Origin of the sequence: Rhodococcus sp. IEGM 1307, assembly GCF_030056915.1 — a bacterium.
GTDB lineage: Bacteria > Actinomycetota > Actinomycetes > Mycobacteriales > Mycobacteriaceae > Rhodococcus_F > Rhodococcus_F opacus_D.
On sequence record NZ_JASHKW010000012.1, the window covers coordinates 235,433 to 252,847 of the forward strand.

General features: G+C 66.2%; 18 protein-coding genes, 1 tRNA gene and 1 pseudogene. 8 read left to right on the forward strand and 12 right to left on the reverse strand.

Features of this window, described 5'->3' with window-relative positions; all coding sequences use genetic code 11:
• Positions 1 to 33: 33 nt before the first annotated feature.
• From QM841_RS24020 to QM841_RS24070, 11 genes and pseudogenes are all read right to left on the reverse strand, one after another.
• Positions 34 to 1,632, reverse strand: a complete 1,599-nt coding sequence (locus QM841_RS24020; protein WP_283333871.1) for a phytoene desaturase family protein — start codon at positions 1,630 to 1,632, stop codon at positions 34 to 36.
• A gap of 33 nt (positions 1,633 to 1,665) precedes the next feature.
• Complete coding sequence (locus QM841_RS24025) at positions 1,666 to 2,889, reverse strand: cytochrome P450 (protein WP_283333873.1); 1,224 nt, start codon at positions 2,887 to 2,889, stop codon at positions 1,666 to 1,668.
• Positions 2,890 to 2,992: 103 nt separating this feature from the next.
• Positions 2,993 to 3,069, reverse strand: a tRNA-Met gene (locus QM841_RS24030).
• A gap of 61 nt (positions 3,070 to 3,130) precedes the next feature.
• A complete protein-coding gene (locus tag QM841_RS24035; protein WP_283333874.1) occupies positions 3,131 to 3,769 on the reverse strand; it encodes an LON peptidase substrate-binding domain-containing protein in 639 nt (212 codons plus the stop codon).
• Positions 3,769 to 4,242 (reverse strand): DUF309 domain-containing protein, encoded by a 474-nt coding sequence (locus QM841_RS24040; protein ID WP_283333876.1) that lies wholly within the window; start codon positions 4,240 to 4,242, stop codon positions 3,769 to 3,771. The genes QM841_RS24035 and QM841_RS24040 overlap by 1 nt, the downstream gene beginning before the upstream one ends.
• A gap of 16 nt (positions 4,243 to 4,258) precedes the next feature.
• Positions 4,259 to 5,008 (reverse strand): ESX secretion-associated protein EspG, encoded by a 750-nt coding sequence (locus QM841_RS24045; protein WP_283333878.1) that lies wholly within the window; start codon positions 5,006 to 5,008, stop codon positions 4,259 to 4,261.
• The gene (locus QM841_RS24050; protein WP_283333880.1) at positions 5,005 to 6,333 is read right to left on the reverse strand and encodes a hypothetical protein; all 1,329 of its coding nucleotides are present in this window, start codon (positions 6,331 to 6,333) and stop codon (positions 5,005 to 5,007) included. The genes QM841_RS24045 and QM841_RS24050 overlap by 4 nt, the downstream gene beginning before the upstream one ends.
• Before the next feature lie 2 nt (positions 6,334 to 6,335).
• On the reverse strand, positions 6,336 to 6,818 hold the full coding sequence (locus tag QM841_RS24055; RefSeq protein WP_349307415.1) for a DUF3558 domain-containing protein: 483 nt from the start codon (positions 6,816 to 6,818) through the stop codon (positions 6,336 to 6,338).
• A gap of 88 nt (positions 6,819 to 6,906) precedes the next feature.
• Complete coding sequence (locus QM841_RS24060; RefSeq protein WP_283333882.1) at positions 6,907 to 7,248, reverse strand: hypothetical protein; 342 nt, start codon at positions 7,246 to 7,248, stop codon at positions 6,907 to 6,909.
• A 96-nt stretch (positions 7,249 to 7,344) separates the two neighbouring features.
• Positions 7,345 to 8,687 (reverse strand): annotated as a pseudogene (locus tag QM841_RS24065) (HNH endonuclease signature motif containing protein).
• Between the two features lie 81 nt (positions 8,688 to 8,768).
• The gene (locus tag QM841_RS24070) at positions 8,769 to 9,368 is read right to left on the reverse strand and encodes a TetR/AcrR family transcriptional regulator (RefSeq protein WP_283333883.1); all 600 of its coding nucleotides are present in this window, start codon (positions 9,366 to 9,368) and stop codon (positions 8,769 to 8,771) included.
• 141 nt (positions 9,369 to 9,509) lie between these two features.
• Here QM841_RS24070 and QM841_RS24075 point away from each other — a divergent pair, with 141 nt between their 5' ends.
• From QM841_RS24075 to QM841_RS24105, 7 genes are all read left to right on the forward strand, one after another.
• Positions 9,510 to 10,655: an acyl-CoA dehydrogenase family protein gene (locus tag QM841_RS24075; protein WP_283333885.1), complete on the forward strand. Its 1,146-nt coding sequence runs from the start codon at positions 9,510 to 9,512 to the stop codon at positions 10,653 to 10,655.
• A gap of 40 nt (positions 10,656 to 10,695) precedes the next feature.
• Entirely contained in the window at positions 10,696 to 11,457 is a 762-nt protein-coding gene (locus QM841_RS24080) for an SDR family NAD(P)-dependent oxidoreductase (protein WP_005251443.1), read from the forward strand.
• Positions 11,458 to 11,501: 44 nt separating this feature from the next.
• Entirely contained in the window at positions 11,502 to 12,197 is a 696-nt protein-coding gene (locus QM841_RS24085; protein ID WP_005569496.1) for a TetR/AcrR family transcriptional regulator, read from the forward strand.
• Between the two features lie 124 nt (positions 12,198 to 12,321).
• Positions 12,322 to 13,131, forward strand: a complete 810-nt coding sequence (locus tag QM841_RS24090; RefSeq protein WP_283333887.1) for an SDR family oxidoreductase — start codon at positions 12,322 to 12,324, stop codon at positions 13,129 to 13,131.
• Between the two features lie 22 nt (positions 13,132 to 13,153).
• On the forward strand, positions 13,154 to 14,395 hold the full coding sequence (locus QM841_RS24095; RefSeq protein WP_283333889.1) for an acyl-CoA dehydrogenase family protein: 1,242 nt from the start codon (positions 13,154 to 13,156) through the stop codon (positions 14,393 to 14,395).
• The gene (gene fabG, locus QM841_RS24100) at positions 14,392 to 15,150 is read left to right on the forward strand and encodes a 3-oxoacyl-ACP reductase FabG (RefSeq protein ID WP_283333890.1); all 759 of its coding nucleotides are present in this window, start codon (positions 14,392 to 14,394) and stop codon (positions 15,148 to 15,150) included. Before QM841_RS24095 ends, fabG begins: the two co-directional genes overlap by 4 nt.
• A gap of 3 nt (positions 15,151 to 15,153) precedes the next feature.
• Entirely contained in the window at positions 15,154 to 16,143 is a 990-nt protein-coding gene (locus tag QM841_RS24105) for an NADPH:quinone oxidoreductase family protein (RefSeq protein ID WP_283333892.1), read from the forward strand.
• Here the strand turns inward: QM841_RS24105 and QM841_RS24110 are convergent.
• Positions 16,140 to 16,598: an SRPBCC family protein gene (locus QM841_RS24110; RefSeq protein ID WP_280780417.1), complete on the reverse strand. Its 459-nt coding sequence runs from the start codon at positions 16,596 to 16,598 to the stop codon at positions 16,140 to 16,142. The two genes, QM841_RS24105 and QM841_RS24110, sit on opposite strands and share 4 nt — an antisense overlap.
• Before the next feature lie 119 nt (positions 16,599 to 16,717).
• Here QM841_RS24110 and QM841_RS24115 point away from each other — a divergent pair, with 119 nt between their 5' ends.
• Positions 16,718 to 17,338 carry a TetR/AcrR family transcriptional regulator gene (locus QM841_RS24115; RefSeq protein ID WP_007296545.1) on the forward strand — a complete coding sequence of 207 codons (621 nt, stop codon included), beginning with the start codon at positions 16,718 to 16,720 and terminating at the stop codon, positions 17,336 to 17,338.
• Positions 17,339 to 17,415: the final 77 nt, after the last annotated feature.

A 17,415-nucleotide genomic window follows, 5' to 3' on the forward strand; every position in this document is an offset into this window, starting at 1 on the left:
ATTGCACGGTGTGGTACCCCGGCACGGGACAAATTAGGGTATCGGTCCCTTCGACAACAGGTCGATCACGGCGCGCGACGTGCGCCGCCGCAGCCACCCACGCGGTCCGTCCTCGCCCAGCGCGGCGCGGGCGGCGTTCAGGCCCGACACCCCGTGTACGCCCCCACCCGGGTGCGCGGAGGCGCTTCCCAGGTACAGGCTCTGAACCGGCGTCTCCGAACGGGACGTGCCCGGCCCCGGCCGGAAGATCAGCTGCTGATGGAGTTGCGCCGTCCCGCCGTTGACGGCACCGCCCACGAGATTCGCGTCGGCCGCCTCGAGATCCGACGGGCGCTGGACGACCCGTCCGACGACCCGCTCCGAGAAACCCGGTGCGTGCGCCTCGAGTACATCGTCGACTCGCGCGGCCAGCAGATCGGCGGACGCGTCGTCGGTGATGTCGCGCGGTAGATGCGTGTACGCCCAGGCGCTTTCGGTGCCCTCCGCCGACCTGGTGGGATCCGCGGTCGTCATCTGCCCGAACAGCAGGAACGGGCTGGACGGGACGGTGCCGGTGGTCAGGTCGGCCATCCAGTGGACGAGTCCGTTGTCGTCGGCCCCCAGGTGGACGGTGCCCGCACCGTTCAGGCTGGGGGAACGCCACGGAATCTTCTGCGACAAGGCGTAATTGACCTTCAGGACCGGCGTGTCCCACTCGAAATGCGCGAGGTCGGCCCGCACGCGGGCGGGGACGGCGTGGTCCGGAAGCAGCGACCCGTACACCGCGGGCGCAGAGACGTCGGCGATCACCGCCCGACGTGCCGTGTAGCGGCCACCCGACGCCGTCCGCACCCCCACGGCGCGACCCGACCGGACGTCGATCCCGGTCACGGCGTCGCCGTAATAGAAGCGCACACCCGCGTGCTCGGCTCGGCGCACCATCGCGGCCGACAACTCGCCCGCGCCGCCCACCGGAACGGGGTAACCGCCGTCCTGGGCGAGCATCGTCAGGATGTAACCCATGACGCCGCTGCCCGGTGCGTCCGGAGGGGTATCGGCGTGCATCGCGTTACCCAGCAACAGAAGTCGTGCCGCCTCACTGCGGAATAGTTCATGGGCCATCCGCCGTGCGGGCAGGAGGAGGAATCGGGCCAGCCGCAACGACTCGGCGGTCCCCAGCTGTCGCAGCAGTCGGCTCGGGCCACGCACGGGCGGGAACGGGCTGAACAAGGTGCTCAGCAGCGGTTCCTTGATGTCGTGCCACTGCTCGACGAGCGCCGTCCACGCGGCGCCGTCACCAGGTTGACGGCGTTCGAGGTCGGCGGCCGTATCCGCGGGGTCGGGATGGATCACCGGCGCGTCCTCGTCGGCGGCCGAGCGGGCGTGCCCGAGCGCGCTGGGCGCGTGACTCCACCGAAGACCGTGCGACTCGAGATCGAGACCGCGGAGCGCCGGCGACACGGTGGACAGGGGATAGAACGCGCTGAACAGGTCCGACGTGAAGCCCGGGACGAGTTCCGCCGACCTCACCGCACCGCCGGGCGTCGGCTGCGCCTCCACAACCGCGACGTCCCAGCCCGCATCCGCCAGGGTCGCAGCGGCGACGAGTCCGTTGGGACCGGATCCGATGACCACTGCGTCGACGTTGTTCACCCGACCAGGCTGTCAGAAAAGGCGGCGCTCCGCTCAGAGGGACGAGGGCGTGAACGACACCGGCAGGTGCTTGAGCCCGTTGATGAAGTTGGAGCGCAGGCGCTGCGCCGGTGCCGTCTGTTCCATATCGGGCATACGACGCAGAATCTCGCTCAGCATCACCTTCATCTCCGCGCGAGCAAGGTTGGCGCCGAGGCAGAAATGGTGACCACCGCCGCCGAACGCAATGTGCTGGGAATAGTGGCCGGTGGGCCGGTCGATGTCGAACGTGTAGGGGTCGTCGAACACGGCCTCATCGCGGTTTCCCGACATGTGCCAGATGACCACGCGGTCGCCCTCGGAGATCTCGACGTCGTGCAGCACGGTGTCCGTGGTCGCGGTCCGGCGGAACTGCATGACGGGTGTGGCCCAGCGCAACCCCTCCTCGATCAGAGCGTCGAGCTTGGACGGATCCTCGAGAACCTTCCTGCGCTCCTCGGGATTCTCCATCAGCGCCAGCTGGGTGTGTGAGATGGCGTTGCGGGTGGTCTCGTTACCCGCGACCGCGAGGAGCATGAAGAACATGTTGAAATCCAGTTCGCCCAGCTTCTCGCCGTGTACATCGGCCTGGATGAGAGCTGTCGCGATGTCGTCGCGCGGGTGCTTCTTGCGGTCCTCGAACATCTCCAGGCTGTACGCGAACATCTGGGCCGCCGCCGCCCGTTCCTGCCCTTCCTCGAGATGGAATTCCGGGTCGGACGAGCCGATCATCTGATTAGTTAGATCGAAGATCAGCTTGCGATCTTCCTGGGGCACCCCCAGGAAATCGGCGATCGCTTGAAGCGGGAGTTCGGACGCGACATCGACGACGAAGTCGCACTCGCCGCGCTCGATCACCGCGTCGACGATGGTCGTGGCCCGACGCGCGAGAATCTCGTGCAGCTGGCCGATGCGGCGGGGCGTGAAACCCTTGCTCACGATCTTCCGCAGCACCGTGTGGTCCGGTGGGTCCATGTTCAGCATCATCAGCTGCTGACCCGCCAGGTCGTCCGGGCGCAGGTCGTCGATGTAGGTGGCACCCCGCCACGACGAGTACGTCTCGGCGTCCCGGTTCACCGTCACGATGTCGGCATGGCGGGTGACGCACCAGAACGGGTCGCCGCGCTCGTCGAGGTGCCGGTAGACCGGGGCCTCCCGCCGCAATACGGCGAACATCTCGTGGGGCACGCCCTTCGCGAAGGTGTCCGGGTTGTAGAGATCGACGTCGGCGAGCTGCACTGTCCCTCCTGAGGCCTCACGTACGAGAATACGTTCTAGTCCTGGAGGATGTGGAACAACGAAAAACGGCTCCGGAGAATTGAATCTCCGGAGCCGTTTCCAGTGGTAGCGGGGACAGGATTTGAACCTGCGACCTCTGGGTTATGAGCCCAGCGAGCTACCGAGCTGCTCCACCCCGCGTTGCATTGACAACACTACACCCTTCCCGGAGTGCTCTTGACCAACCCCGGGGAGGGCTAGGTCACATCAGCCGGAACTGGACCATTTCGATGGCGTTCTCGATCGCCTCGGACACCTCCCGCAGGCGTTCGTCCGCGCCGGCCGCAGCGAGGATCTGCAGGCGGTCGGCGTCCCCCATCGGAATGTAGGTGGCGATCTCGTAGAGCCTCGTGCCGAGCGACCCGCGGAAACCGCCGATGACGGGAACGTCGGGCGGAACGTTGCCGGTCTCCGTCGCGAGACGGCGGAGGAGGCCGTACAGGAATTCGAGTCTCTCGATGAGGGACGGGAATTCGTAATCCGCTGTCTGGGTCCCGGTGTTCTCGTCCGGCCACACATCCACCTCGGCGATCGGATACGGGTTGTCGGGCAACCACTTCGACACCTTGATCCGTTCCTCGGTGCGGCAGAACAGCTCGTACCGCCCCTCGCCGATCGACGCGTGGGATTCGATCCGCGCGATGGTGCCGACATCGTGGCGGACATCGCCGCCGCCCACCTCGTTGCCGCGGGCAATGAGAACGACCCCGAAACGGGGACCGTCCGGTGAGTCCAGGCAGTCGCGGACCAGTTCCTGGTAGCGGGGTTCGAACACGTGGAGGGGGAGCTGCTGACCGGGCAGCATCGTCGAGCCCAGCGGGAACATGGGAAGCAGAGTCATCAGGGGATTCTCAATCGGGGTACGGGCGCCGCCGGCAGTGGGTCGACGCGATCGATCTCGTCCGTGAGGTGTTCCGACCACGTCAGGAGGCCGGCGATGTCGAGGCCGTGCGGCGCCTCCACCTCGTAATGCCGGATCCGGTCGTGGCCTTGGCGCAGCAGTGACCGCGCACCGGTCTTGTTGCCCCGCATCAGATGGGTGAGACCCACCGCGAGCTGGGCGAGCCCCTGCCACAGCTCCCTCTCGTCCTCGGGGGCGATCTTCCACGTACCCTCGAGGATCTCGTGGGCATGGAACGGCATGCCGTGGTCGAGTAGACGCTGAGCCTCGGTGATCGCCTCGTCGGGTGGTAATCGGAGGTCGTCGGGGATACGCGGCACCCCCTCGGCGTCGTGCGGCAGGGGTCGGCCGAGCTCATCGCGGGGGCGCGCGTTGAGGGGTTTCCCCGTCCCGTCCCTGTCCCGATCGGTCATGGGACAAGGGTAACGCTCAGCCGCGGGTCGGCGAAGGGTTGGCGACGGCCGCCGACACGCGTTTCGACAGCTCGTCGCGAACCAACCGGACTGTCGCGGACCGCAGGTGAACACGGTCGTCCTGGTGATAGAGGTACCGGCCGTCCGCTTCGACGTCGATCCAGGTCAGTTCACCCAGAACGGGCTCGTCGAGCCCGTTGCGAGCACCCCGAATGCAGATATACCCGATTCCGGTCCGTGGCCGGCCCACGATCCTTCGCAGGAGAGTGCCGTCGGAGGCTCGGGCGTTCTGCAGGACGGAAGTACCGCTGCCTCGGTTCTCGAGGTCGTCGGGGTGCGCAGTCAGGGACGGGGTCCGTCCGGGCGCACAGTCGGGCAGGTCTTTCAGGAGTTGGGTGGTCAGCCAATCGACGCCCGCGGTGCCGGCGTCGATCCGGATGTCGCCGCGGCCCGGTGCGCCGCGCAACTGTTCGGCAACGACGGCGACCCTGCCACGGATGCTGCCCCTCCGGCGAAGCCCCGACTCGAGTTCGGGGGAGGGGGCGAGCACCGTGACGGACAAGTGCGGATCCCGGAGCGCCTGGATCGCGGCGACCAGTTTCGGTTCGTCGAGCGCGGTCCGCCACTGCTCCAACTCGCGTTGCTGGAGGGCGTACTGGTCTTCCGTCGCGGCCGCGGACCGGTATTGCAGCGGGTACGGCATCCGGTCGAGATCGGTTGCCTCCCAGAGGCACATGAACTGGGCTGACGTCAGCCGCCAGTTCATGCGCCGATCACCGGGGGTGCGACGGGGTCGAGTGTGCCGATCAGTTCGTTGCCGTTGTCGACGGTGATGAGGTAGCTCGGCGTCTGATGCTCCGTGTCGCCATCGCCGTTGCCGCCTGCTCGACCGGGTGCACCCATCATCCCGGGTGCCATACCCATTCCGGGTCGACTCATGCTCGGTTTCACCGGGGTCGCCGCCGCAGCAGCGGCAGGCGCCCCTGCGCCGGCCGCGGCGCCACCGGACGGGATCGGACCACCCGGAACCACACCGCTCGAGTTGGACTCCGACTCGCGCTTGTCATTCTTCCGGCGCGCGCTCGACGCCGAACCCCCCACGCCCGAGCCGCCGGCACCGGACCGCGAACCTCCGACGAGTCCGCCGCCATAACCCGCGGCGCCCGCGCCCGTGCCGGACTGCGAACCCGCGCCGACCGCATTCTGCGCATTCGCAGCGGCAGTCTGTGCGGCCGAGCCGGATCCAGCCCCGGCGACCGGATTCGCAGCGGCTTCGGCATTCGCCGCGGACGTCGCCGCAGCATCATCCCCTGCGGAATCCCCGTCCGCGGGGTTCGCCCCGTTCGCCGACGAATCGCCCTCGCCCGACGCAGAGGAGGTATTGCTGTCGGTTGTGCCCCAGGAACCGGGACTGCCCGAGTTCGGCACAGTGAAGTTCGGATCGACGGAATCGATCCTGCCGTTGGGTGAGTGTGGCGCAGGAAGGACCGGCACATTCGTGCCCACGTCTTGGTAATTCGGGACGTAGATGTTCTGCAGCTTCCGAATGGCCTCTTCCCTCGCCGCATCCCGCGCTGCTTCCTGAGCCTCTGCGGCAGTAGGTGTGAGGGGAAGAAGGCTGAGGGGTTGCTCCGACATCGGTGCGGGGATGCTGTTTTTCACGTCCTGCGCAGCACTGCTGAGAATGTCGAGCTTCACGCCAATTGCTTGAACGCCCGAGGTCAACTGGTCACTCGCACCCGCTAGGGTATCCGTCGCCGCGAGTGCCGCGTCGGCGGCCGCGCCCTCCCACTTTTCGGCAATCGTGTTCTTGAGCAGGGCAAACCCGAACCCGATGGGTAGTGAGCCGACGATGGCGTGGCAGGCCTGAGCGAGCCCGCCGATGTCGTCGGGGTTCATTTCCTGCGTTTTCGCGTAAATCTCCGAGTGTTGCCAGCCCTCGAAACTCTCCATCGTGGTGATATATGGAGGGTCTATTTCGTCCGATCCGAGTTGCTCCGCCGACCTATGAAGCTTGCTGCGGTGCTGATCGCCGGCGCCACTGGGCAGCACAGCTTCGAAGAAGGGAGCGAGCGGGTCCTTCGGTGCCATTGTCAGGCCCCCTTCGGAATGAGCGGCTCAATGATTCGGGCGGTGTCCTCGAGCCCTGCGCACCATTCGGATTCGGGCGCATGCTTGCCGTTTCCCTCGAACACGCTGCGCGTGAAGCCGAGGATGCCATACGGGGTTTCGATGCTGAGGTCACATGCGTCGGACACACGTGGATCGAAGATCAAGATCGCGCGACGACCGTTGATATCGATGGGTGTCGAGTGGTCCTTCTTCTTCTCTTGTTCTTCTGCGAACGTGATGTTCCCGGACAGCACGTTCATGACGTAGCGGCGCTGAGGAGTGTCATAGCCACAGCCGAGAAAGGTGTAGCTGCCGCCCTTGAAGTCGGCGTTCGTCTCGCTCGCCGGATCGTAGCCAGCCTGGGCAAGGGTGGTGTCTGGGATGTCGAGGCAAGGGTCGAAGGGACCTGAGGGCGGTCGGACTGGTCGACGTGTCTGGGAACCCGGGTAGGCGTGACCACGGATTCAGCCTCCGGTTGAGGTTTAACCTCGGGTGTGCCACACCCGGCCAAGAGTGCCAATGAGACTGCAGCCAGAGCGATTGCGTTGCTTTTCATTGTTCGATTTCTCCGTGGATTCCGGCCAGTGCCCGCACAATGGCGCTGTCGGTATCTGCAAACGCGGCGCCCCCAGCCTGAAAGGTGTCCCGCATAGTCTCAATAACGAGACGAAACTGATTAAGGCGCTCCCTGACGGAACCGGAGCCATCGCCGCCGTTGAACTTGTCGTCGTACCGACCTTGGAGTTCCTTGGCTGAGTCGAATCCACCAAAACCTGAGACGTACCTCAATTGGTCGGCATACTTAATCGCCTGATCCATCTGCTCGATCATCGTGTTGCAGATGCCCACGCATCGTTGGATTGCGTCATCTTCCAGACACAGTGTTTTGCTCATCCCCATCCCCCAGTACTCGACAGGACCCCCACGGCCGCGTGCGGAGATGCTACCGCACAGGTGTGTCACTCGGTCTAGTGTGCAGCGACCCGATGTTCAGGCCGCGTGGAGGTATTCGATCAGGATGCGTTCCACTGGTGAGCTGATCTGAACCTCACGGAACGGCAACGGTTTCGGTAGTGGTGGTGCGGTTGATCGGTACCGGTGTCCGGTGGGGGTGTGGATCTCGATCTTGTGCAGTCCGCCGGGCAGCTGGTGGGGTTTGGCGTTCCACCCTGCGCCTTGTTTGGCGTAGTTGCAGGCCGCGCACAGGCCGGCGCCGTTGTGTGCGGTGGTCGGGCCCTCGTATTCGCGGGGTTGGATGTGGTCGTGATGCCGGATCGGCGCATCGCACCACGGTGTCCGGCACGTTCGATCGCGCAGATCGATCATCCTCGCCAACCCGGCGGGGAAGCAGCGGGCCTGGGACTCGGTTGCGGTCAGGGCTCCGGAGTGCGGGTTCGCGTACAGGCGGCGCAGGGTCACCCGCGCCTCGTCCCCGGTTTCCGGATCGATCGTGGCCTGGACCGCCTCATGTATCCAGTGCCCCGCGAGTGCCGCGGGGACGGGACCGTACCCCTGCACGTAGGCGGGCTCGGACCCTCGGTCGAGGAGCGCGCGGTCGGATATCACGAGGTTGACGGTGATCGGAGGTGTCGTCGCGGTGTGGGGCGTGCCGGTCACTCGGGAGACGAGGAGGTCGGCCATGATCTGCGACCGCGTTCGCTCGTCACCGGCGGCGAGGATGGAATCGGCGTCACGGGCGAGAGTCGCGTGCACCGCGACCCCCTGTGCCACCGGCAGCAGAGCGCTGACGTACGCCATGGTGTCCGGTGCGGGCGGGAGGTGACCCTCCTGTCCGATACCGCCTTGCGGGCCCGTCGCACCATGGCCTCGGCGTCGACTTCTGCAGCGGCCGCGCGAACTTTCGCGCACACCGCCTGGTCGCCGAGCCCGTCCAATGTTGCCGGGTCGGCGCACAGCAGGTAATCGAGTGCGGTGCGGTCTTCTCGGGTGAGGCACGCGGTTTCGCGGACGAGGATCGTTGCCCGCCACTCGCTGAGGACCCCTCGTTCGAGCAGCGCCAAGGTGCGGGGCATCTCGTGGACCAGAGCGGTGGCCATGCCGAGATGACGGCCACCTCGAAACGGTGAGTCCCGTCGTGCCAACGCCACCTGGTTGGCGATACCGCGCCCTCGATGTGCGACCGGCACTTGGCGGTCTGCTCGTGCGGTGCGGATGGAGGCGTCGAGGTCTGCGGTCACCCGGGCTTGCACGCCCGCACAGGCGGCTTTCACCTCTTCGAGTGTGCGAAGTACGTCGATGCGCGTCGCATCGTCGATATCCCGGTCGAGTTTCGGTAACTCGGCCAGAAATGCGGTTACCGCTGCTGCATCCACCCCGACCCCCCGGCTGCCGCCGATTCCCCCGAATCGAACGTATGTTCTAGTTTAGCCGACCCCGCGGGACCTTGGCAATACCTAGCCGGCACCCACCATGCGCATGGCGAGGTCGGCGTAGAGGTCCGCGACGGCCTCGGGCTCGGTGTAGGCGCCGGCCGGGAACCAGCGGCAGATGTCGACGCACAGAGACATGAGGGCGAGGGTGACGCCTTCGCTGTCGGGGACCGTGAATTCGCCGGATGCTGCCCCGGCGTCGACGACGGCGCGGACGATGTGGGTGATGTCACGGCGCAGTTTGACCACGTCGCGATAGTGCTCGGGCGTGAGTGCGTTGAGCTCGTACTGCACGACACGAGCCTGTGCGTGGTGCGTGGCCTGCCAGCTCGCGAATGCGCCGATCAGCGCCTGCAGCCTCGTCGAGGGTGCCTCGTCGGGGAGGTCTGCGCTCACGACAACGTCGAGTGCCGCGGTGTGGCCTTCGTAACTGATCGCGAAGAGCAGCTCCTCTTTGGATCGGTAGTGCGGGTACATCGCGGCGGGGCTCATGTCGAGGCGGGCGGCGATCTCGCGGGTAGTGGTGCCCCCGTAACCGCTGGTCGCGAATGCGTCGACGGCTGCGGCTCGGATGCGGGCGGCAGCCTTGGAAGGGCTGATCACCTGGTTCGGTGATTCGCTCATGTCTTTCTCCATCCTCGGCTGCGCGGCTGTTGACAATACCGCGCCGCGCCATCAGTATAAGCAAGCGCTTATAAAATAAGCACACGCTTACATGCTGGAAAGCGTGGACACAGTCAGCTGGATTTCGACAAAGGAGCGGTCATGCGACGCACCCTGTACGGCCCCGATCACGAGGCATTCCGCGAATCGGCCCGGGAGTTCGTGAACCGCAACCTCCTGCCGGTGGCCGACAAGCTCATCGAGCAGCGCTTCATCGACCGCGAGATCTGGCTCGAAGCGGGCCGCAACGGATTCCTCGGACTCGAGGTCCCCGAGGCATACGGCGGAAGCGAGGCCGGCGACTACCGGTTCAACGCGGTTCTCGCCGAGGAGCTTTCGCGGGCGAGTGCCGCCGTGTCGTCGAGCTTCGGCATTCACGCCGACGTCGTCGCGCCGTACCTCGTGCAGCTCACGACCGAGGAGCAGAAGCAGCGCTGGCTGCCCAAGTTCTGCACCGGTGAACTGCTCACCGCGATCGGCATGACAGAGCCTTCCGGCGGTTCCGACCTCGCCTCGCTCAAGACCACCGCGGTCAAGGACGGCGACGACTGGATCATCAACGGTTCCAAGACGTTCATCACCAACGGCTACAACGCCGACCTCGTGATCGTCGCGGCGCGCACCAGTCCCGAGAAGAAGTCCAAGGGCATCACCCTGTTCGCCGTCGAGACGGGCATGGAGGGCTTCGAGCGCGGCCGCAAGCTCGACAAGGTCGGCCAGCACGAGTCGGACACCGCCGAGCTGTTCTTCGAGAACGTGCGTGTGCCGTCGACGAACATCATCGGTGAGATCGACCGCGGATTCATCCACATGATGGAGATGCTGCCGCAGGAGCGTGTCGGCGCCGCCGTCTCGAACATCGCGCACGCCGCGCCGATCCTCGAAGAGACGATCCAGTACGCCAAGGACCGCAAGGCATTCGGCCAGTCCATCGGCTCGCTGCAGTGGAACAAGTTCCTCCTCGCGGACCTCGTCACCCGTGTCGAGGTCACCCAGGCCTACGTCGACAACTGCGTCGCCGCACACGCCGACGGTGAGCTCACCGCAGTGGACGCAGCCAAGGCCAAGTGGTGGACTGCTCAGGTGCAGAACGAGGTCCTCGACCACTGCGTGCAGCTGCACGGTGGCTACGGATTCATGACCGAGTACCGTGCCGCCCGTGCATGGATGGATGCCCGTGTCACCAAGATCTGGGCCGGTTCCAACGAGATCATGAAGGAACTGATCGGACGCGACCTCGGCCTCTGAACCCGTACCCCGTAGCCCGACGACAAAGGAGTCGCTTCGTATGTCCGTTCTCGACAAGTTCAGCTTGACCGATCGGGTGGTCGTCGTGACCGGTGCGTCGTCGGGCCTCGGGGTGGCGTTCGCGCAGGCCGCGGCGGAGGCCGGCGCCGACGTGGTGCTGGCAGCGCGCCGCACCGACCGTCTCGAGAAGACCGCCGAACTGGTGCGGGCCGCCGGACGTCAGGCGCTGTGCGTTGCGACGGATATCGCCGACCCGGCTCAGGCGCAGAACATGATCGACGCGGCCATGGAGAAGTTCGGCCGCGTGGACGTGCTCGTCAACAACGCCGGCGTCGGTACGGCAGTCCCCGCGACGCGGGAGACGCCGGAGCAGTTCCGGCAGGTCGTCGACATCAACCTGAACGGTTCCTACTGGGCGGCGCAGGCGGCGGGCAAGGTCATGAAGCCGGGCAGTGCGATCGTGAACATCGCGAGCGTGCTCGGTCTCACCACCGCGGGACTTCCGCAGGCCGCGTACGCCGCGAGCAAGGCCGGGGTCATCGGTCTCACTCGCGACCTGGCGCAGCAGTGGGGTGCCCGCAAGGGCATCCGGGTGAATGCGATCGCTCCCGGATTCTTCGAGACGGAGATGACGGACCAGTACCAGGACGGGTACCTCGAATCGATGAAATCGCGGCTCGTTCTCGGTCGCCTCGGTGACCCGGAGGAGCTGGCCGCGACCGTCGTCTGGCTCGCTTCGGACGCTGCCGCGTACGTCACCGGTCAGACGATCGCGGTGGACGGCGGCATCACCATCACCTGAGCGTCGGGTTGGGCGGGGCTGCCGTGCTGGCGTATAAGTAGGAAATGACCACGCGCACCGTCCATGAAGAGTGGGACGACCAGCCCGCCCCGTCGATGGCGGCCACCGATCTGTTGCGGGAGCCTCCGGCGACCCCGCGCGGTGCACGCACGCGCGCGGCGTTGGTGGCGGCCGCGCGGACGGTGTTCGAGCGGTCCGGGTACCTCGATGCCAGGCTCACCGACATCACGAAGGAAGCCAACTGCTCGACGGGGTCGTTCTACACCTACTTCGACAACAAGGAACAGGTGTTCGCCGCCGTACTGGAGGTGGCGCAGGAAGACATGATGCACCCGGGCATGAAACGGGTGCAGGACACCGACGACCCGTACGCCGTCCTGGAGGCGAGTAACCGCGCCTACCTGGAGGCCTACCGGCGTAACGCCAAGTTGATGGGGCTGCTGGAGCAGGTCGCGCACATCGACCCAGCGTTCGCGGACCTGCGGCGCCAGCGGGCCGACGCGTTCATCGCGCGCAACGCGCGGGGCATCGCGGAACTGCAGGCGCGGGGCATCGCAGATAAGGAACTCGACCCGATGCTTGCCTCACGGGCGTTGTCGGGGATGGTCAGCCGGTTGGCGTACAACGTGTTCGTGGCCAGCGTGAACGGGACCGACGGCACTCCCGTCGACTTCGACGACGTCGTGTTCACCACGACGCGCATCTGGGCAAATGGACTGAGGTTCCCCGAGCGGAGCTGAGCTCTCTCCGACGGCGTGATCGCGTGGGGATACCCAGGTCGACGAAACTGAATCCGACACCGGGTTCAGGTGTTTTCTGTGGAAGACTGGGGCCACGTCCGTGTCCCCTCGAGGGAGGAATCTCGTGCAGGTTGCGCAGAAGGTCGCCATCGTCACCGGTGGCGGAGGTGGAATCGGCGGTGCGCTCGCGGAGCGGCTCGCCGCCGAGGGGGCCCGGGTAGTCGTCACCGATCTCGATGCCGCATCGGCCCAGGCGGTGTCGGACCGGATCAACGCGACGCGTCCAGGGGCCTCGATCGCCCGCGGTGCCGACGCGTCCGACGACGCGCAGATCGGCTCGGTCATCGACGCTGCGGAGCACGCCTTCGGCCCCGTCGACCTCTACTTCGCCAACGCGGGCGTCGCGGCCGGGGAGGGCCTCGAACCCGACGATGCGGTGTGGGACCTTGCCCTCGACGTGAACGTCCGAGCGCACATCCGGGCCGCACGCCGCCTGGTCCCCGGCTGGATCGAGCGCGGTGAGGGGTACTTCGTCAGCACGGCCTCGGCCGCCGGGCTGCTTACCCAGATCGGTTCCGCCCCCTACTCGGTGACCAAACATGCCGCCGTCGGATTCGCTGAATGGCTGTCCGTCACGTACGGCGACAAGGGCGTCCGCGTCAGTTGCCTGTGCCCGATGGGCGTCAACACCAAGCTGCTCACCGACGACGCCGCCCTGTCGGCCACCGCCGCACGCGCCGTCACCACCGCGGGTTCGGTGCTCGAACCGTCCGAGGTGGCCGAATGCGTGCTCGCCGCAATGGAAGCCGAACAGTTCCTGATCCTTCCGCACCCCGAAGTGCTGGAGATGTATCGGCACAAGGGCACCGACTACGACAGATGGATCCGGGGAATGCGCCGCTACCAGGCCTCGCTCCTCGCCCAGCCGTCCTGACCCGACCGCACGAGGAGTCCGCATGTCGCTGTTCGACTTATCCGATCGCGCCCGGCAATACCAGACCGATCTGCTGGAGTTCATGGATTCGCATGTGTATCCGGCGGAGGTGGTGTACGAGGAGCAGATGCGGGAGTCGGGGGATCCGCATTTCCAGCCGCCGGTGTTGGAGGAGTTGAAGGTTGAGGCGCGGCGTCGGGGGTTGTGGAATCTGTTTCATCCGCATCCGGGGACGGGTGCGGGGTTGACGAATCTCGAGTATGCGCCGTTGGCGGAGATCATGGGGCGCAGTCATATTGCGTCGGAGGCGTGCAATTGCAATGCGCCGGATACGGGCAACATGGAGGTGCTCGAGTTGTTCGGTACGGCGGAGCACAAGGAGAAGTATCTGACGCCGTTGCTGGAGGGGACGATGGCGTCGGCGTTCGCGATGACGGAGCCGGCGGTGGCGAGTTCGGATGCGACGAATGTGCAGTTGTCGATGGTCCGGGACGGTGACGAGTATGTGCTGAACGGGCGGAAGTGGTTCGCGTCGAATGCGTTGCACCGGAATTGCCGGGTGTTGATCGTGATGGGGAAGACGGATCCGTCGGCGGCGCCGCATCGGCAGCAGTCGATGATGGTGGTGCCGATCGATGCGCCGGGGGTGACGGTGATGCGGGGGTTGCCGGTGTTCGGGTATCAGGATCGGGAGGGGCATGCGGAGATCGATTTCGCCGACGTTCGGGTGCCGGCCAAGGATGTGCTGAAGGGCGAGGGGGAGGGTTTCGCGATTTCGCAGGCGCGGTTGGGTCCGGGTCGGATTCACCATTGCATGCGGGCGATCGGGATGGCGGAGCGGGCGTTGGAGTTGATGTGTCGTCGGGCGTCGTCGCGGGTGACGTTCGGTAAGCCGGTCAGTGAGAATGCGAATGTTCAGGATTGGATTGCGGAGGCGCGGATCGAGATCGAGATGATTCGGTTGTTGACGCTGAAGGCGGCGTATCTGATGGATACGGTGGGGAACAAGGAGGCGCGGACGGAGATCGCGGCGATCAAGGTGGCGGCTCCGAATATTGCGTTGAAGATTGTGGATCGGGCGATTCAGGTGCACGGTGGGGCCGGTGTGACCGACGACTTCCCCCTCGCCATGATGTACGCCCATCTGAGGGCATTGCGTCTCGCGGACGGACCGGATGAGGTCCACAAGATGTCCATCGCGAGAAGAGAACTGCGTAAATACCGTACGAAGACCGAGAACAACCAGCATGGAGGAAACAAGTGAGCCAGGAACGTAGAACCGCCATCGTCACCGGATCGGCCCGGGGAATCGGCGCCGCCGTCGCGAAGCGGCTGGCAGGCGACGGCTACGCGGTCGCCGTCCTCGACCTCGACGAGTCCGCCTGCGCGGCAACCGTCGACGCGATCACGTCCGCCGGCGGCGAAGCGTTGGCCGTGGGCGCAAATGTCGCCGATGAGGCGTCGGTCGCCGCGGCGGTCGAGCGGGTGGCGGCCGAACTGGGCGCCCCGACGATCCTGATCAACAATGCCGGGATCACCCGCGACAACCTGCTGTTCAAGATGACCGTCGACGACTGGGACGCGGTGATGAACGTGCACCTGCGCGGCGCGTTCCTGATGTCGCGGGCCGTGCAGAAGTACATGGTGGACGCCAAGTTCGGGCGCATCGTGAACCTCTCGAGCACCTCGGCGCTCGGTAACCGCGGGCAGGTCAACTACTCCGCCGCCAAGGCAGGCATGCAGGGCTTCACCAAGACGCTGGCATTCGAGCTGGGCAAGTTCGGTGTCACCGCGAACGCGATCGCGCCCGGCTTCATCGAGACCGAGATGACCGCCGCCACCGCCGAGCGGGTGGGTGTCGGCTTCGAGGACTTCAAGAAGGCGGCGGCGTCGCAGATCCCGGTGAACCGCGTCGGGCAGCCCGAGGACATCGCGCACACCGCATCGTTCTTCGTGAGCGAGGGCGCCGGATTCGTGTCGGGTCAGGTCGTCTACGTCGCCGGTGGACCGAAGGACTGATCGATGAAGGCGTGGCGTGTACACGAATTGGGGCAGCCGAGGGACGTTCTGACGTTCGAGGACGTCCCCGACCTCGAACCGAAGCCCGGCGAGTTGCTGGTCAAGGTGCTCTCGGCGGCCGCGAACTTCCCGGATGTGCTGTTGTGCCGCGGCGAGTACCAGATCAAGCCGCCGCTTCCGTTCACTCCCGGTGTGGAGCTGTGCGGCGAGGTGGTGGGCCTGGGGGAGGGTGTCACCGAGTTCGCCGTCGGCGACCGGGTGATCGGCATGCCGAGCCTGCCGAACGGCGGGTTCGCCGAGCTGGCCGTCATGTCCTCGGCCACCGCGTTCCCCGCTCCGGAGGCCCTCGACGACGCCGAGGCGTCGGCGCTGTCGATCGGGTACCAGACGGGATGGTTTGCGCTGCACCGCAGGACGCAGATCCAGCCCGGCGAAACGCTGCTCGTGCAGGCTGCGGCAGGCGGAGTGGGCAGCGCGGCCGTGCAGCTGGGTAAGGCGGCAGGCGCCAAGGTGATCGGCGTCGTCGGCGGGCCCGAGAAGGCGGCATATACGCGGGAACTCGGTGCCGACCTCGTGATCGATCGGCACAGCGAGGACTTCGTCCAGGCCGTGAAGGACTTCACGGACGGCCGCGGTGCCGACGTCGTGTTCGATCCGGTGGGCGGCGACTCCTACACGAAGTCGACCAAGTGCATCGCGTTCGAGGGTCGCATCATCGTGATCGGATTCGCGAGTGGCACCATCCCGTCGCCCGGGCTGAACCATGCGCTGATCAAGAACTACTCGATCATCGGGCTGCATTGGGGGCTGTACAACGCCTACAACCCCGCTGCGATCCGGGAGTGCCACGACGAGCTGACGAGGATGGCCGCGGCCGGTGAGATCAAGCCGATGATCAGCGAGCGGCTCGGACTCACCGACGTCGCGGACGGCATCGCGAGACTCGGCGAGGGGACAACGGTCGGACGGGTGGCTTTCCTGCCCGGACGCTAGCGGTTGCGCTTCGCGTACAGCTCCTCGAGGTTGTGCCGCAAGGTCACCTCGGTGTTCTTCACGGCCGTTTCGACGAACGGTTCGACGATGAGACCGAGGGCCTTGCCGGCGAGACCGCCGGGGAGTTTGTACGCGAAGTCCACGCTGATCTCGGTCTTGTCCTCACCGTTTGCGGTGAACTCCCAGGTCGAGGAGTTGGCGGCGCCGTCGAGCGACGCCAGGGTGATGACCCGGTCCTGCTCCCACTCGGTGACCTCGAGCCGCGACCGCAGGGTGCTGGGGCCGATGTGGATCGCGGCGTCGAAGGTCGACTCCATCCCCTGGTCGAATTCCCCGATCGGACGGAACTCCGAGACTCCGAACATCCAGTCGGGGACAGTCCGGTAATCGTCGATGTACGCGAACGCCACGTGGATGGGGACGGCTGCGATCGCGGAGTGACGGACGTGGATCATCAGGTGGTCCCTGGCTCTCTGTCGGAGAAGGCTGTCGATCTGGGCGACCTCGTTCGACTCTAGTCAACTCCCGCGACCGCAGCAGGGGAGCGGCGGGTGCCTGTTCTACCGTAGGACCCATGACGGTAGAGGGCACCCAGCGCGGCAGTTCCTGGCGTGAGTACACCGACCAAGGCTTGTCCAAGGTTCTGGCCGCGGCGCTGGCGGCGTTTGTCGAGAAGGGGTACGACGGCGCGTCGATCCGTGAGATCGCGTCCCGCGCCGGTCTGTCGGTCCCCGGTCTCTATCACCACTACCCCTCCAAGCAGGCGCTGCTGGTGGGGTTGACGAACGCGGTGATGCGCGAACTCCTCGATCGCAGCCATGCGGCGGTGGCCGAGGCGGGTCCGACACCGGGCGAGCGGTTCGACGCGGTCATCGAGTCGTTGCTGCGGTTCCACATGTACCGGCGTGAACAGGCGTTCGTCGCGTCCAGGGAGACGCGGAGCATGGAACCGGAGAGCCGGAAGGCGTACATCGCGCTGCGCGACGAGCAGCAGGAGATGCTGGACGACATCGTCCGCGAGGGGGTGGCGGCCGGGCTGTTCCGGACACCGTTCCCGGAGGACGCGAGCCGTGCCGTCGTCACGATGTGCGTCGCGGTGTCCACCTGGTACCGGGAGGACGGGCCGCTGTCGCCCGACGAACTGGTCGAGCGGTACCTGGCGATCGCGAGGAGCACGGTCGGCGCGTCCGACTGAGTCTTGACCGGCCTTCGAAGGTGTGGAATTGTCGGGGACGACTTCGACCGAGCGAGTGATCGGTCGGTACCGGAGTC